Below are 15164 nucleotides of genomic sequence, written 5' to 3'. Positions count from 1 at the left end.
GACGGGCGGGACGGTCAGCCCGAGAACAACACCAAAAGACCAATCGCGATCAGCACGATCGGCAGGGCGATGTGGCCCCACTTCGCGAGAGCCCGCGCCACCACCTGACGCGACGCCAGGAACCTGCCGGCCAGGCACCACACGCCGACCAGCAGCAGGAACACCACGACGTAGACCCACAGCGAGTCCGCCACGGCGAAGACAGGCACGTAGACGCCGATGTTGTCGCCGCCGTTCGCCAGGGTCACGCCGGCCATCGCCAGGATGCCGGGAGCGGCGTCGGGTTCGTCCTCGTCGTCGGAGCCGCGCCACAGGGACCAGGCGGCTTTGAGGCCCAGGGCCAGGGGGATCAGGCCCAGCCACGGGCGGAACTGGCCGGGGAGCAGGGAAGCACCCAGGGCGCCGACCACGGCTGTCGCCAGGATGGCGGTGAAGCCCAGGTACTGGGCCGTCACGACCTGCCAGGCCGACTTCGCCCGCGCGAAGAACAGCGCCAGGAGCACCAGGTCGTCGACGTTGGTCACCGCGAACATGCCCGCCGCCTGGCCGATCACCCCAAGATCCACGGCCGCATTCTCACCCACCGCGAAACGGATAGCTCATCCGTATGTGTGCTAGCGTCGACCTTAAGCGGATCAGCTATCCGGATTGAGGAGTGTCATGACACGCAGGGCACTGGTCACCGCGGGGACCGGCGGTATCGGACTGGAGACGGCGCTGGGGCTCACGCGGGCGGGGTTCGCCGTCACCGTTGTCGGGCGCAACGCCGAACGCGGGACACGAGCCGTCGAGAGGATCAACACCGGGGGAGGGGAGCCCGCGCGATTCCTGCAGGCCGACCTCGCCTCACTCGACGAGGTACGAGCGCTCGCCACCCGGATCGCCGCCGAAGGGGAACTGGACGTACTGGTCAACAACGTCGGCGCGATGTTCGCCGACCACACCGAACTCGACGGCGTCGAAGCCTCGTTCGTCGTCAACCACCTCTCGCCCTACCTGCTCACCGAACTGCTGCTCCCGGTGCTGACCGGCCGGGTCGTGAACGTGACCTCCGGTTCCGTGACGGTCGCCAAGAAGATCTTCGACGAGGTCGAGCCGCCCGGCGGCTACTACGGCTTCCACTGGTACGGACGCGCCAAGCTCGCGAACCTCGCCTACACCCTCGACCTCGCCCAGCGACAGACGAAGGTCGCGGTACTCGCCGCCGACCCCGGCGGCGCGGCCACCGACATGACCGACGGCACCATGCGCACACCCAAGATCGTGTCACCCGGCCTGCGACTGCTGTGGCCCTTGGTCCGGCGCACCTTCGAACGGGCCACCTCCGGGCCCGCGTCCGTCGCAGCCCGGCCCTCGATCATGGCGGCAACCGACGAGACACTCACCTCGGGCACCGTGATCGGACGGCACGCCACCGCCGTGTCACCGAACCGCGCGGCCACCGACCCACGCGTCCAACAGGCCGTGCGCAGGCTCAGCGAGAGGCACGCACCACTCATCCACGTTCCGGATGGCGTATCCAATTAAGCTGGAGGCATGACCCCGCAGCGAAAGGACGCCGCCCGCAACTGGGAGCACATCCTCACCGTCGCCAGAGAACTCGTCGACGAAGGCACCCCGCTGCAACTCAACGACGTCGCCCGCCGCGCGGGACTGGGCGTCGGCACGGTCTACCGGCACTTCCCGACCACCGAAGCGCTCCTCGAGACCGTCGCCACGCCCTGCCTCGAAGCCCTCGCCGGCCACGGCGAACAAGCCCTCACCCACGACGACCCGTGGCAGGCCTTCGCCGACTACCTCACCAGGCTCGTCGAAGGCCAGGTCACCGACGCCGCACTCGTCAAGGTCGCCGCCACCGCCGAAGACGTCCTGACGCGCACCACCGAACTCAAAGCGCAGATCCTCGCCACCGGAGCCAAACTGCTCGCCCGCGCCCGCGACGCCGGAACCGTCCGCCCCGACGTGCGCGACGACGACCTCGTCCCGCTCATGTGCGGCATCTCCTACGCCACCTACGTGCACGGCGCGAACCCGGCCGACCGGCTCCCCACCGCACGCCGCTACCTCGAAACCCTGCTCCGAGGCCTACACGCCTGACCCGACAGGACCGGCCGCCACGAACGCCCGCAACTCGTCAAGTTCCCGCGCGCCGCCGTCGGTCAGCATCCACGTCACACCCGCGTCCTCGAACTCCTTCACCTCCTCCGGCAACACGCCGCCACCCCACAGCACGACATCCCCCTCAGCCGACCCGCCCGACGCCACGAAATCCGCCTTCAAGCGAGCGGCATCCTCGGGGGAGAGCACCACCAAGCCGTCCGGACCGAACGTCGCCGGCACCACACCCGCCGCATGCTCTGCCGCACGGAACGGCGCCGACCTCGGCCAGTTCCCGCCGACCCAGATCGGCACCTCCACCGGCGCGAACCGCACACCCGACACCTCGAACAACGCACCCCGATGCTCGACCTCGGCACCCGACAACAACGCCCGCAACAACTCCACCCCCTCCGACATCGCCCCAGCACGCGACGCACGCTCGCCGAAGGGGGAGTAGTCCTGCGGCACACCCGCACCCACCCCGAGCACCAGCCGCCCACCGGACAACCGCTGCAGAGTCGACGCCTCCAACGCCACCTTCCACGGCCGCCGACGCCCCAGCGACGTCACCAACGGCCCCAGCCGAAGCCTCGACGTCCGCGCCGCCACCGCCCCCAACGTCACCCAGACATCCGCCACCACGGGCTCACCCGGCACCACCACGTGATCCCACAGAAAGAAGCCGTCCCACCCGGCTTCCTCCGCGGCCACAGCGAGCGACACCAGCACCGACGGATCACCGAGCGACGAACCGAACGAAGGCACATAGATCGCGTAACGCATGCCCCTCAGTGTGGCAAGCACCCCCGACAAGATCGTTCTAACGCGGCGGACCAGCAGAAATGTACGAACGCAGCTCCCCGAGCGACGCCTTCCACCCATCCAGCAACAACCACGTCGCCCCAGCGTCCGCGAACTCCGACACCTGCGCCACCGACGGCCGCGCCCCACCACCCCAGATCGCCAGATCCCCGTCAGCAGGCCCACCCGCCGCCACGAACTCAGCCTTCATCAACGCCGCCTGCTCGGGCGACGCCACCGCGAACCCACCAGACCCGTCCAGAATGATCGGAAACAACCCCGACGCCCGCGCCGCCGCCAAGAACGGCACCTTCCGCGGCCAGATCCCCGACGTCCACACCGGCACGTCCACCGCCGCGAACCGCACCCCGGACGCCTCGAACACAGCACCCCGATGCTCCACCGGCTCACCCGAGAGCAACTCCTGCACCAACTCCACACCCTCGGTCAACCGCGCCGCACGCGACCGCGCATCCGACACCTCACCGAACGACGTGTAATCCCGAGGCACACCCATCCCCACCCCGAGCACCAACCGCCCACCCGACAACCGCTGCAAAGTAGACGCCTCCACAGCCAGCTTCCACGGACGACGCCGGGGGACAGGCGTGATCATCGGCCCCAACACGATCCGCGACGTCCGCGCCGCCACCGCACCCAACGTCACCCACGGATCAGCCACCAACGGCTCCGCCACCAGGTGATCCCACATGAAGAACCCGTCCCACCCGGCAGCCTCGGCCTCAACGGCCAACGAACACAACACCGCCGGATCGCCATAGGTCTCGCCATAACAAGGCACATAAATCGCAAAACGCATGCGGGGGAGTCTGCCTCAACGCCCCTCACCGATCGCGCCGTCGAGCTGCTCCCGCAAGATGTCAGCATGCCCCGCATGCCGCGCGGTCTCCGTCAGCACATGCACCAGCACGTTGAACAACATCACATTCGGACGCGGCCACCACGGCACATGACCAGGGGAGTCCACCGCAAGCGCAGAGATCGTCGCGTCCGAATGCACCCACACACGCCGATAACGCGCAACGATCTCCTCACGCGACTCCGACTCGGCCGCCCGCATGTCCAACCCACGCGCCGCCAAGTCGTCCCACCGAGGCATCGGCTCAGGAAACGGCCGCCCGAACACCTCACCGAAATACCGCGACTCCGACAACGTCAGATGCTTCACCAACCCCAGCAGATTCGTCCCCGACGCCACCAACGGCCGCCGCACATCCGCCTCGGCCAACCCGTCGAGCTTCCACACCAACACCTCGCGCAACTCACGCAAGTCGCCGTGCAGGTACTCCTTCGCGAACTCATCGATCATGAACGCGGAGCCTGCCAGTCACGCGCGATCGACTCCACCCACGACCCGACACGCCGCGACGCGCGTCAGAAGCACCCACGCGAGAAGCCGGGCTTGCCGAAACGCCTGTGGTGTTCGAGGAACAGGTCCCAGTCAGACACGCCGCAGAGCACGGCAGGGGAGTCCTCACGGAACACGCCACCCGGCCGCACACGCCTCGACCCACGAAACAAGATCTGGCAACACGTCGAACGAGTACAAGGAGCGCGGCGGACACCCAGGCAACGGCGTGACGCCGTCGAACGAATGGTCAGGCGCGAACAGCACAAGGCGGCCAGTCTCACCGTGCGCCGCCGTCAGGTTCCCGTTGGCCTCTATCGCCACGGTGACGAAAGACAGCAGCTCCTCGCCCGGAAGAGGCAGCCTCTCATCACTCCACAGCCAGTCGTACTGACCGACGACATCAGAGAACGACGTCTGCGACGCCGACACCGTCAACACCTCGTTCTGGTTCAGCCACAGCGTCGACGGACCACCGAACTGTTCAACGGTCCCGCCGAACATCGCCCAGAGTCGCTCCAGGAACGCTGGAGAGCCGGCGACACGAGAAGGCGGCTGACAGAGCCACCCGCGGCGGTCGCCAGAACGGCCCCACGCCAAAAGCTCGTACGAACAGCCCGCCACGGACACCGGCGTGACGGTCGCGGACGCCAGCAGAGCCGACAGCTCAGGAAATCCAGGCAGCGACCCGCGAGCCCAAGGGGAAGCCGAACCGACGACGACAGCCGAGTCCGGCTCCACGAACCACGGCACGCACTCCAGGAACCGACCCCAGTCAGGCACGCCGCCGAGCATGGCAGGAGAGTCCTCCGAACCACGCCGGATCCGCGTTACTTGACATAATGTAGATTATCGGCAAAACGGCGACCTGCGAAGATCGTTCCAGAAGGGGCTGAAACGCCCGTGTTGGCGCGTCTGCAAGTCACAGCCGGCGGGCAGGCCGGCTGCGCTTGCAGACGCCACAACATCAGAACCACGGCGATGTCGGAGCGCGGTCGACACCGACGTGTCGTCAGTGAGACGTACGTGGCGGGGCGCCATTACGTTCGCGATCCCCACCAAGTGACGCCACCTGGTCCAGCGGGCTTCCTCCACCGCGTCGAAACCCGGCGAAACGGACATTTCATGCATAATCGCCATTATCCAGCACAGTGCAGGGAATTGTCGGTGGTGTGCGGTACAAGATCCATATGCACGTGCTCGCCGCCCAGGACGCCTTCTTCCTCGCCCGCCGGACCCGCAAGGACTCGCCGCACACAACGGCGGCCTACCAGCGGGATCTCTCCGGCCTGAACACGCTCCTGGCCGAGACCCTCCTCTCCCCCGTCGAGGAACTCACCATGGGCCAGCTCACCGGGGCGAACCTCCGTCAGGCATTCGGGTTGTTCGCGGACACCCATGCCAAGAGCTCCGTGCTGCGGGCCTGGTCTACGTGGAACCAGTTCCTGACGTTCTGCGTGGCCGAGGACCTCATCGCCGGCAACCCGATGGGTGCGATCGCCCGCCCGAAGACGCCTCCGCTCGTGCCCAAGCCCCTGCGTGGTGAGGACACCCCCGAGCAGTTGCTCACGGCCGCGGCGGAGGGTGCGAGCAAGGGTCGTGATCCGTGGCCGGAGCGGGACGTGCTGGTCATCGCGCTGGGGCTGGTCGCTGGGCTCCGGAGCGCGGAGATGCGCACGTTGACGCTGGCGAGCGTGGTCGGGCGGGAGGGTGACCAACGGCTGCATGTGAAGGGCAAGGGCAATCGCGACAGGTCTGTCCCGATCGAGCCTCCGATGGAACGCATCGTGGACGCGTACCTCAAGAGTTGCAGGCAGCGTTTTCCTCAGGGGCGTTTCGATCGTGAGTCGGCGTTGCTGCGGGATCGGCACGGTGAGCCGATCGGGCGGGGTGGGTTGGAGTACCTGGTGAAGTCGTGTTTTCGGTGGGCGGGGCTGAACGACCGGGTGCCGACGGGGGCGAATCTGCATGCTCTGAGGCACACGTTCGCCACCCGATTGGCCGAGGACGGGGCGTCGGCGAGCGAGATCATGGCGTTGCTCGGTCATGCGAGTTTGGCGACGAGTCAGAACTACATCGAGGCGACGGCGCGGGAGCGGCGTGCGGCGGTGGCGAGCAGCAGGACGTATCGGGCGCTCAAGGACATCTAGCGGTGCTCCACTGTGATGCGGCACGCTCGGCTATGACGCGTGGGCCGGGGGTCGCTCAGTTGCCGGATCGTTAGGCCAAGTGGGTGATCTGATAGTGCGAAAACCGCATTTCAGGGGTACCCAATGAGAATGAGATCCGTGTGGCGTGGGGCCATCTCCTTCGGGTTGGTGACGATCGCCGTGCGCCTCTACACGGCTGTCGAGGAGCACGACTTCCGTTTCAACCAGGTGCATCGGGAGGACGGCGGGCGCATCAAGTACAAGCGCGTCTGTTCGGTGTGCGGCGAAGAGGTCGAGTATTCGGACATCACCAAGGGCTATGAGTTGGACGACGGCCGCATGGTGATCATGGAGAACGAGGACTTCGACAAGTTGCCGGTGAAGACCGACAAGTCGATCGACGTGTTGGAGTTCGTGCCGGCGGAGGAGATCGATCCGATCTACTTCCAGAAGACGTACTACCTGGAGCCGGACAAGGCTGCCGCGCGACCGTACGTGCTGTTGCGGGATGCGCTGGTGAAGACGGGTCAGCTGGCGGTCGTGAAGATCACGATCCGGCAGAAGGAGACGCTGGCGACGATCCGGGCGCGGGACGACGTGCTGGTGATGCACACGATGTTGTGGCCGGATGAGATCCGCAAGGCGGAGTTCGACTTCCTGGACCAGGACGTGGAGGTGCGTCCGCAGGAGTTGAAGATGGCGACGTCGTTGGTGGAGTCGATGGCGGGTGACTTCGATCCGGACACGTTCACCGACGACTATCGGGACGCGCTGGAGAAGGTGATCGCGGCGAAGGCTGAGGGTGCGGAGTTGCCCGAGCAGCCGGAGGCCGAGGACAAGGGCGATGTCATCGATCTGATGACGGCGCTGGAGCGCAGTGTGGAGAAGGCGAAGGCCGGGCGGAAGGGCGCTGAGAAGAAGGCGCCGCCGAAGAAGAAGGCCTCGTCGGCGTAGATGGCCGGGCTCGACGAGTACCGGCGCAAGCGGGATCCGGCCAGGACGCCGGAGCCCGTTCCGAGTGCGGACGAGTTGCCTAGGGGCGACAACGACACGTTCGTGATTCAGGAGCATCACGCGAGCAGCCTGCATTGGGATGTGCGGTTGGAGCGTGATGGTGTTTTGGTGTCGTGGGCGGTGCCGAAGGGGTTGCCGTCGACGACTGATGTGGTGCGTCTGGCTGTGCACACCGAGGATCATCCGTTGGAGTACGCGCAGTTCTCCGGGGAGATTCCGAAGGGTGAGTACGGCGGTGGCGAGATGGTCATCTGGGACCGTGGCCGCTATGAGACGGTGAAGTGGTCGGACCGTGAGGTCGACGTCGTTCTGCATGGTCGTCGTGTGCAGGGTCAGTTCGTGTTCTTCCGGTCGGGCAAGGACGAGAAGAACTGGATGATGAAGCGCCGGCACGCTCCGGCGCGTCCGGACTGGAAGACCCTGCCGGAGCAGCTGAAGCCGATGCTCGCTGTTCCGGGTCCTCTCCCTCAGGATGATGATGATCTTTGGGCTTACGAGTTCAAGTGGGACGGCGTCCGCGCGATCCTGAGGGTCGAGGGCGGGCGTGTGCAGGCGTGGTCGCGGTTGGGCAACGACATCACGGTCGCCTATCCGGAGCTGCAGGGCGTCGGCGAGCAGCTGGGGTCGACGGAGGCGCTGCTCGACGGGGAGATCGTCGCGTTGCAGAACGGCAGGCCGAGTTTCAGTGCGTTGCAGAACCGGATGCACGTGACGAAGTCGGAGGCGGCGCGCCGGGCGGCGCGGCAGTTTCCGATCACGCTGTTGTTGTTCGATCTGCTGCATCTCGATGGCACGCCGACGATGCCGCTGCCCTTTCGGCAACGGCGTGAGCTGCTCAGGGGCCTGGAGCTGAGGGGCCCGCACTGGCTGACTCCCCCGTCGTATGACGAGGACGGGGCGGCGGTGCTGGCGGCGAGTCGTGAGCAGGGGCTTGAGGGTGTGGTGGCGAAGCGCCTGGATTCGGCGTATCAGCCGGGGACGCGCAGTGCGGTGTGGCGCAAGATCACGGACCTGTTGGCGCAGGAGGTGGTGATCGGCGGCTGGCGGATGGGTGAGGGCAAGCGTTCGGGTGTGGTGGGGGCGTTGTTGCTGGGTATCCCCCAGGACGGCGGGCTGGCGTTCGCGGGTTCGGTGGGCACGGGGTTCAACGACGCCGAGCTGGCGGTGTTGACGCCGCGGTTGAAGGCGTTGGCGCGCAGGGGTTCGCCGTTCGTGACGGAGATGCCGCGGGAACGGGCGAAGGGTGCGTTGTGGGTGGAGCCGGAGCTGGTGGCGGAGGTGGTGTTCCGGCAGTGGACGCCGGACGGGCGGATGCGGTTTCCGGCGTGGCGTGGGTTGCGGCCGGACAAGACGCCGGAGGAGGTGCGTCGGGTTGAGCAGTGACGCGACGGTGCGGGTCGAGGACCGGGTGTTGAAGCTGACGAACCTGGACAAGCTGTTGTATCCGGAGTTCGGGTTCACCAAGGGTGAGGTGATCGACTACTACACCCGGATCGCGCCGGTGCTGCTCCCCCATCTCAAGGACCGTCCGGTGACGTTGAAGCGGTATCCGAACGGGGTGGACGGGAAGTGGTTCTTCGAGAAGAACGCGCCGGAGCATCGGCCGGAGTGGGTGCGGACGATGCGGCTGGAGTCGCCGGGTAGCTCGAAGGGCAACGAGACCGTCAACTACGTGATGGTGGACGAGCTGGCGACGTTGGTGTGGCTGGCGAACCTGGCGGCGCTGGAGTTGCACGTGCCGCAGTGGACGGTGGGGCCGCGCGGGGGTAAGCGGGATCCTGATCTGCTGGTGTTCGATCTGGATCCGGGTGCGCCGGCGACGGTGGTGGAGTGTTGCCGGGTCGCGGAGCAGGTGCGGCTGGTGCTGGACGACGACGGTGTGGACTCGTGGGCGAAGACGTCGGGCAACAAGGGCATGCAGGTGTACGCCTACGCGCCGGCGAAGGACACGTCGGAGTACGCGAAGGCGGTGGCGCAGCGGTTGGCGCAGGAGCATCCGAAGCTCGTCGTGTCGACGATGGCGAAGGCGCAGCGGCCGGGGAAGGTGTTCATCGACTGGTCGCAGAACAACACGGCGAAGACGACGATCGCGCCGTACTCGTTGCGGGCTCGGGAGCGGCCGGCGGTGTCGGCGCCGGTCACGTGGGACGAGGTCGAGGACTGCGAGGTCGTGGAGGATCTGGTGTTCACGGCGGACGAGGTGCTGGCGCGGGTCGAGTCGGCGGGTGACCTGTTCGGGAGTTGATATTCTGGCCGACTGCCTATGTGGGGGTTTGCCGTGAACATCGAGCTCGTCGAGTACGACTCCGCCTGGCCTGGTCTGTTCGAACGGGAGCGGGCGCGGATTCTGGGTGTGTTGCCGGATGCCGTGCTGGAGCACGTGGGGTCGACGTCGGTGCCGGGGTTGTGTGCGAAGCCGGTGATCGACCTGATGCTGGTGGTGGACGACCCGCTGGACGAGGCGTCGTACGTGCCGGCGTTGGAGGCGGCCGGGTATCGGGTGACGGTGCGCGAGGACGACTGGCACGACCACCGGATCCTCAAGGGCCCGGACACGAACATCAATCTGCACGTGTTCCCGCGTGGGTGTGCTCAGGTGCGGCGGCATCTGCTGTTCCGCGACTGGCTGCGCGACAACGCCGAGGACCGTGAGCTGTACGCGTCGACCAAGCGGACGCTGGCGGCGCGGGTGTGGGAGCGGGTGCAGGACTACGCGGCCGCGAAGAACGCGGTCGTGCTGGACATCCTCGAACGTGCCTATCTGGCGCGGCCGGTGGAGCCGGGTGAGGTCGAGTTCGTGACGGAGACGCCGCCGCACAACGCCCCGGTGCTGCTGGAGGACCACAACCCGGCCTGGGCGCGGTGGTTCGCCGCCGAGGAGGCGAAGATCCGGGCGGCGCTGGGCGAGAAGGTCGTCAGGCTGGAGCACGTGGGGTCGACGTCGGTGCCGGGGCTGGCGGCGAAGCCGTTGATCGACATCCTGCTGATCGTGCCGGACTCGGCCGACGAGGACGCCTACGTGCCGGCGTTGCTGGAGGCGGGTTACTACCTGCGGCTGCGGGAGCGCGTGTGGCACGAGCACCGGTTGCTCAAGGGCACGGAGCCGAACGTGAACCTGCACGTCTACTCCCCCAGGTGCGAGGAGCTCGACCGGATGCTGGCCTTCCGTGATCGGCTGCGTGCCTTTCCGGCCGATCGGGAGGAGTACGAGCGCACGAAGCGCGAGTTGGCGGGCCGGACGTGGAAGCGGGTGCAGGACTACGCCGACGCGAAGACCCGTGTGGTGGAGCGGATCATTCTGCGGGCGCTGGGCTGAAGCGGCGCCGGTAGTCCGACGGGGTGAGGCCGGTCTCGCGGCGCATCAGGGCGCGGAGGTTGGCGGCGGTGCCCAGGCCGGTGCGGCGGGCGACGACGTCGAAGCGCCGCTCCCCCAGTTCGATCAGCCGGCACGCGAGGGTGATTCGTTCCCCGGTGAGCCACGCCAGCGGCGTCGTTCCCAGCTGGGCCTGGAAGCGGCGGTGCAGGGTGGCGGGGCTGACTGCGGCGCGGGCGGCCAGCGAGGTGACGGTGAGCGGGGTGTCGAGGTGGTGCTGGGCCCAGGCGAGGACGGGGGCGAGTGACTCGTCGGGCAGGTCGGGTACGGGGCGTTCGACGAACTGGCGCTGGCCGCCGTCGCGGTGGGCGGCGAAGACGAGGCGGCGGCTGACGGAGTTGGCGATCTCGGCGCCGTGGTCGCGGCGGACGAGGTGCAGTCCGAGGTCGAGGGCGGCGGCGCTGCCTGCGGAGGTGAGGATGTCTCCGTCGTCGACGAACAGGACGTCGGGTTCGAGGTGGACGTCGGGGAACCGGGTGCGGAAGTCGTCGGCCCACTGCCAGTGGGCGGTGGCGCGGCGGCCGTCGAGGACGCCGGCTTCGGCGAGGGTGAACGCGCCGCTGCAGAAGCCGACGAGGCGGGCGCCGCGGCTGTGGGCGCGGCGGATGGCGTCGAGGACCTCGGGGCGGCGGGGTACCTCGACGTCGGGGCGGTTGGGGACGATGAGGGTGTCGGCGTGGTCGGTGGCGTGCAGGCCGGCGACGCCGGTGAGGGTGAAGAAGCCGTCGCGCATGGCCGTGTGCGGTTGGGGTGAGCAGAGGCGGAAGTCGTAGAGGTGGCCGCCGATCTCGGGGCGGTGCAGGCCGAAGATCTCGGTGGCGCAGCCGAGTTCGAACGGGTTGGAGTTCTCGTCCACGATGACGACGACGCGGTGCGAGGATTCTTGCGGCATGTGCGATTCCTAGCACTCACGTCCGGGCCGTGACAGGGGCGAGGCTCAACGGCATGAACGAACCCATCGCCCTGGACGACGCTCTGGCCTCGTTCGACGCTCTGTGGAGCCCTCGGATCGTCACCCGCGTCAACGACTACGACGTGCGCGTGGCGAAGGTGCAGGGCGAGCACGTGTGGCACGTGCACGACGACACCGACGAGTTCTTCCTCGTCCTGGACGGCGAGCTGTCCATCGGGCTGCGCGAGCCTGATGGCGAACGCACGGTGGTGCTGACCAAGGGCGCCGTGTTCACCGTGCCGCGCGGAACGTTCCACAAGCCGTCGGCTCCGCACGGCGCGCGGATCCTGATGTTCGAGCCCACCGGGACGCTGACCGTGGGCGATCGGCACGACGAGGTCCCCGCTCACGTGGATGCGACGACGGGCCACATTCTCGGCTGAACGGGCCGGTGGGTTCCGGTCTCGTGGATCTGGGGACTCGGGAAGAATCCGGTCCTGTGAGGTTCAGGGTGCTCGGTCCGGTGCTCGTCGACGGCGTGGAGGTCGCGGCGCCACGTCAGCGCGCGTTGCTGGCGATGCTCGTGCTGCACGCCGGGCGGATCGTGGGGCACGAGCAGCTGATCGGCGGCCTGTACCCCGAGCCGCCCGCCGGTGCGGTCAACGCGCTGCAGTCGCAGGTGTCGCGGCTGCGGCGGAGCGTGCCGGGGCTGGTGGTCGAGCACCACCCGGCGGGCTACCGGCTCGTCGCCGAGTCCTCCGATGCCGATCACCTGTGGTGCGTCGAGCTGCTGCGGGCCGGACGTGCGGCGGACGCGCTGGCGTTGTGGCGTGGGCCCGCGCTGGCCGATGTCGACGCACCGTTCGTGCAGCCGGCACGGCACAACCTGACCGAGATGTTCATCGAGTGCGCGCTGGCGGGCGGGACTACGAGACAGCTGCACGACCTGGTCGCGGAGTATCCGTTGCGGGAGGACGTGCGGGCGGCGTTGATGCGGTCGCTGCACCGTGACGGCCGTCAGACCGAGGCCCTGGAGGTGTTCGCGCAGGGCCGGGCGCTGCTGGCCGAGGAGCTCGGTGTCGATCCCTCCCCCGTGCTCGAGGCCGCGCATCTGGAGGTGCTGCGGGCGCAGGCGCCGCATCGGGGTGTGCCTGCGCAGCTGACCAGCTTCGTCGGCCGCGACGAGGACCTGCGGCGCGTGTCGAAGTGGTTGCGCGACAACCGATTGGTCACGCTGATCGGTCCCGGCGGCACGGGCAAGACGCGGCTGGCCGTCGAGGTCGCGCATCGTGAACCGGGCGAGGTGGCGTTCGTCGACCTCAGCGCCACCGCCGACGTGGCCCGTGCGCTGCTCGACGGGCTCGGGATCCGTGAGGCCGGGCTGCTGTCGGCCGAGCCGCTCAGCGTCGAGGACCGGTTGCGGGCGGCGTTGGCGGCGCGCGACGTCGTGCTGGTCGTGGACAACTGCGAACACGTCATCGACGACGCCGCCCGCGTGCTCGGCGGCATCCTCGCCGCCTGCCCGGACGTGCGGGTGCTCGCGACCAGCCGGGAGCCGCTCGGCATCACCGGCGAGACGCTGAGCCCGGTCGCCGCGCTGGACGACGAGGCCGCCACCCGCCTGTTCCTGGACCGGGCGCAGGCGGTCAGGCCGGGTTTCCACGCCGATCAGGACGTCATCGCCGAGGTGTGCCGGCGGCTGGACGGGATCGCGCTCGCCATCGAGCTCGCCGCCGCCCGCGTCCGGTCGCTGCCCCTGGACGAGATCGCGGCCCGGCTCGACGACCGGTTCCGGTTGCTGTCCAAGGGCAGCCGCACCGCCGCGCCCCGCCACCGCACGCTGCACGCCGTCGTGGAGTGGAGCTGGGACCTGCTCACCGACGCCGAACGCGACCTCGCCGCCCGCTTCACCGTGTTCAGCGGCGGCGCGGGCCTCGACACCGCCACCGCCGTGTGCCAGTCCGATGTAGACACTCTGACCTCGTTGGTGGACAAGTCACTCGTCGAAGTCGCCGACGACCGGTTTCGCATGCTCGACACCATCCGCGCGTTCTGCGCCACCCACGCCCCGGACCTCGGCCGCGAGCACGCGCGGTGGTTCCTGCACCGCGCCCAGCAGGCCGAACCGCACCTGCGCTCCCACGAGCAGATCCAGTGGCTCGCCCGGCTTGCCGCCGACCACGACAACCTCGTCGCCGCCGTCACCTGGGCCACCGCCCACGACCTCGGGCTCGCGCTGGAACTCGTCGCCGCGCTCGCCACCTACTACTGGTTCCGCGGGCTGCGCACCGAGGCCGCCCAGCAGGCCGACGCCGTGCTGCACGCGTGCGGCGAGAGCCCGCCGCCAGGCCGTGAGCAGGAGTACGCGCTGTGCCTGCTGATCGCGTGGCCGGTCGCGACCGGTGACCAGAGCGCCCGCATCCGGCAGGCCGACGCGTTGATGGAACGGCTCGTCGACCCGCCGCGCTACCCGATCATGACGATGATGTGGGGCATGGCGCTCGGCGCGCCCGAGGACGACTCGCAGGTGTGGCACCGCCGCAACCGGCTGCTCGGCCAGGACCCGTGGAGCGCGGCCCTCGCGCTGGTCGGCGACGGTCTCGTGGCACGCATGGGCGGCGACCCGGTGACAGGCGCGGAGCTGCTGCAACGAGCCGCGGCGGCGTTCACGCGGGTCGGTGACCGGTGGGGCGCGGCACTCGCGTTCAACCAGCTCGGCGAGATCGCCCTCGATCAGGGCGACGCCGCGAACGCCCTGATCCACATCGAACGCGGCCGCGGCCTGCTCGACGAGCTCGGCGCCACCGAGGACACCGCCGAAGCCGTCATCGCCCGCGCCCAGGCCACCCTGCTCACCGGCGACCTCGACGGCGCGCGAACCGACTTCCTCCTGGCGCTGGCCCTGTCGCGGCGTGCCGGAGCGCTCGTGGTGCAGGCGGGTGCCCATCTGGGCCTGGCCGAGCTCGCCCGCGTCACCGGTGACTACGCGGCCGCCTACCTGGAGTGCGACCAGGCGTGGGAACGCTGCCCCGGCGGCTGGTACGGGCCCGACCAGATGCGCTGCCACATCGCCGTGGAACGCGGCCGCGTCGCGAAGGCCGAAGGCGATCCCGGGAAGGCCCGCCGGCACTTCGAGGAGGCACTGCGCCGGGCCGTGGTACAGCGCAACCTCGTAACCGAGACCGCCGTCCGCGCGGAACTCGCCGCCCTGGCCGTGCCCTGAGCCGCCGCCACCACAACCACGCCGGCAGCCTGCGATGCTCGACGAACGTCCACAGGTCGTCCTCGGCCACCTCGTCCGGGTGCCGGCGCAGCACCTCCAGGCACTCCCGCGACACCACCCCGTGAATCCGGGCCACGTGCGCCAGCGCCGTCGCGCCCTGCCGGCGGACCTCGATGCGGTTGTGGTCCAGTGCGCGAGCGACCCGCTGTAAGGCGACCAACGGGTCCGGGTAGGACATGGCC

Annotated in this window: 15 protein-coding genes; 9 read left to right on the top strand and 6 right to left on the bottom strand. The window is 68.7% G+C overall.

Annotation, left to right across the window (positions count from 1 at the left end; genetic code table 11):
• Positions 1-14 precede the first annotated feature (14 nt).
• Positions 15-566: a cadmium resistance transporter gene (locus BM417_RS34320; protein WP_093603120.1), complete on the bottom strand. Its 552-nt coding sequence runs from the start codon at positions 564-566 to the stop codon at positions 15-17.
• A gap of 94 nt (positions 567-660) precedes the next feature.
• On the opposite strand from BM417_RS34320, the gene BM417_RS34315 reads away from it, so the two are divergent.
• Positions 661-1527, top strand: coding sequence for an SDR family NAD(P)-dependent oxidoreductase (locus BM417_RS34315; RefSeq protein ID WP_093603118.1), 867 nt, complete (start codon positions 661-663; stop codon positions 1525-1527).
• Between the two features lie 9 nt (positions 1528-1536).
• On the top strand, positions 1537-2097 hold the full coding sequence (locus tag BM417_RS34310) for a TetR/AcrR family transcriptional regulator (protein ID WP_093603116.1): 561 nt from the start codon (positions 1537-1539) through the stop codon (positions 2095-2097).
• On the opposite strand, the gene BM417_RS34305 is transcribed toward BM417_RS34310, so the two are convergent.
• The 4 genes from BM417_RS34305 to BM417_RS34290 all read right to left on the bottom strand — a co-directional run bounded on the left by BM417_RS34305 (position 2086) and on the right by BM417_RS34290 (position 4900).
• Positions 2086-2883, bottom strand: coding sequence for an LLM class flavin-dependent oxidoreductase (locus BM417_RS34305; protein ID WP_177320745.1), 798 nt, complete (start codon positions 2881-2883; stop codon positions 2086-2088). The genes BM417_RS34310 and BM417_RS34305 overlap by 12 nt on opposite strands.
• A gap of 37 nt (positions 2884-2920) precedes the next feature.
• Positions 2921-3721: an LLM class flavin-dependent oxidoreductase gene (locus tag BM417_RS34300; protein WP_093603112.1), complete on the bottom strand. Its 801-nt coding sequence runs from the start codon at positions 3719-3721 to the stop codon at positions 2921-2923.
• 15 nt (positions 3722-3736) lie between these two features.
• Entirely contained in the window at positions 3737-4231 is a 495-nt protein-coding gene (locus tag BM417_RS34295; RefSeq protein WP_093603110.1) for a DinB family protein, read from the bottom strand.
• A gap of 165 nt (positions 4232-4396) precedes the next feature.
• Positions 4397-4900, bottom strand: coding sequence for a hypothetical protein (locus BM417_RS34290; protein ID WP_218164651.1), 504 nt, complete (start codon positions 4898-4900; stop codon positions 4397-4399).
• Positions 4901-5442: 542 nt separating this feature from the next.
• Here BM417_RS34290 and BM417_RS34285 point away from each other — a divergent pair.
• The 5 genes from BM417_RS34285 to BM417_RS49435 all read left to right on the top strand — a co-directional run bounded on the left by BM417_RS34285 (position 5443) and on the right by BM417_RS49435 (position 10750).
• A complete protein-coding gene (locus BM417_RS34285; protein WP_093603106.1) occupies positions 5443-6420 on the top strand; it encodes a tyrosine-type recombinase/integrase in 978 nt (325 codons plus the stop codon).
• 129 nt (positions 6421-6549) lie between these two features.
• Positions 6550-7374, top strand: a complete 825-nt coding sequence (ku, locus tag BM417_RS34280) for a non-homologous end joining protein Ku (protein ID WP_093603104.1) — start codon at positions 6550-6552, stop codon at positions 7372-7374.
• Positions 7375-8817, top strand: coding sequence for a non-homologous end-joining DNA ligase (gene ligD, locus BM417_RS34275; protein ID WP_093603103.1), 1443 nt, complete (start codon positions 7375-7377; stop codon positions 8815-8817).
• Positions 8807-9679, top strand: a complete 873-nt coding sequence (gene ligD, locus BM417_RS34270; RefSeq protein ID WP_177320744.1) for a non-homologous end-joining DNA ligase — start codon at positions 8807-8809, stop codon at positions 9677-9679. The genes ligD (BM417_RS34275) and ligD (BM417_RS34270) overlap by 11 nt, the downstream gene beginning before the upstream one ends.
• A 33-nt stretch (positions 9680-9712) precedes the next feature.
• A complete protein-coding gene (locus BM417_RS49435; RefSeq protein ID WP_245822346.1) occupies positions 9713-10750 on the top strand; it encodes a GrpB family protein in 1038 nt (345 codons plus the stop codon).
• Here BM417_RS49435 and BM417_RS34260 read toward each other — a convergent pair.
• Complete coding sequence (locus BM417_RS34260) at positions 10728-11699, bottom strand: GlxA family transcriptional regulator (RefSeq protein WP_093603099.1); 972 nt, start codon at positions 11697-11699, stop codon at positions 10728-10730. The genes BM417_RS49435 and BM417_RS34260 overlap by 23 nt on opposite strands.
• Before the next feature lie 53 nt (positions 11700-11752).
• On the opposite strand from BM417_RS34260, the gene BM417_RS34255 reads away from it, so the two are divergent.
• Complete coding sequence (locus BM417_RS34255; protein ID WP_093603097.1) at positions 11753-12142, top strand: cupin domain-containing protein; 390 nt, start codon at positions 11753-11755, stop codon at positions 12140-12142.
• Positions 12143-12198: 56 nt separating this feature from the next.
• On the top strand, positions 12199-14922 hold the full coding sequence (locus tag BM417_RS34250; protein WP_093603095.1) for a BTAD domain-containing putative transcriptional regulator: 2724 nt from the start codon (positions 12199-12201) through the stop codon (positions 14920-14922).
• Positions 14923-15164 lie beyond the last annotated feature (242 nt).

Source organism: Lentzea waywayandensis, from assembly GCF_900115955.1.
In the GTDB taxonomy this organism is placed as follows: domain Bacteria; phylum Actinomycetota; class Actinomycetes; order Mycobacteriales; family Pseudonocardiaceae; genus Lentzea; species Lentzea waywayandensis.
Note: the sequence above shows the minus strand (reverse complement) of the source record. Positions and strands in the feature narration are given on the sequence as shown.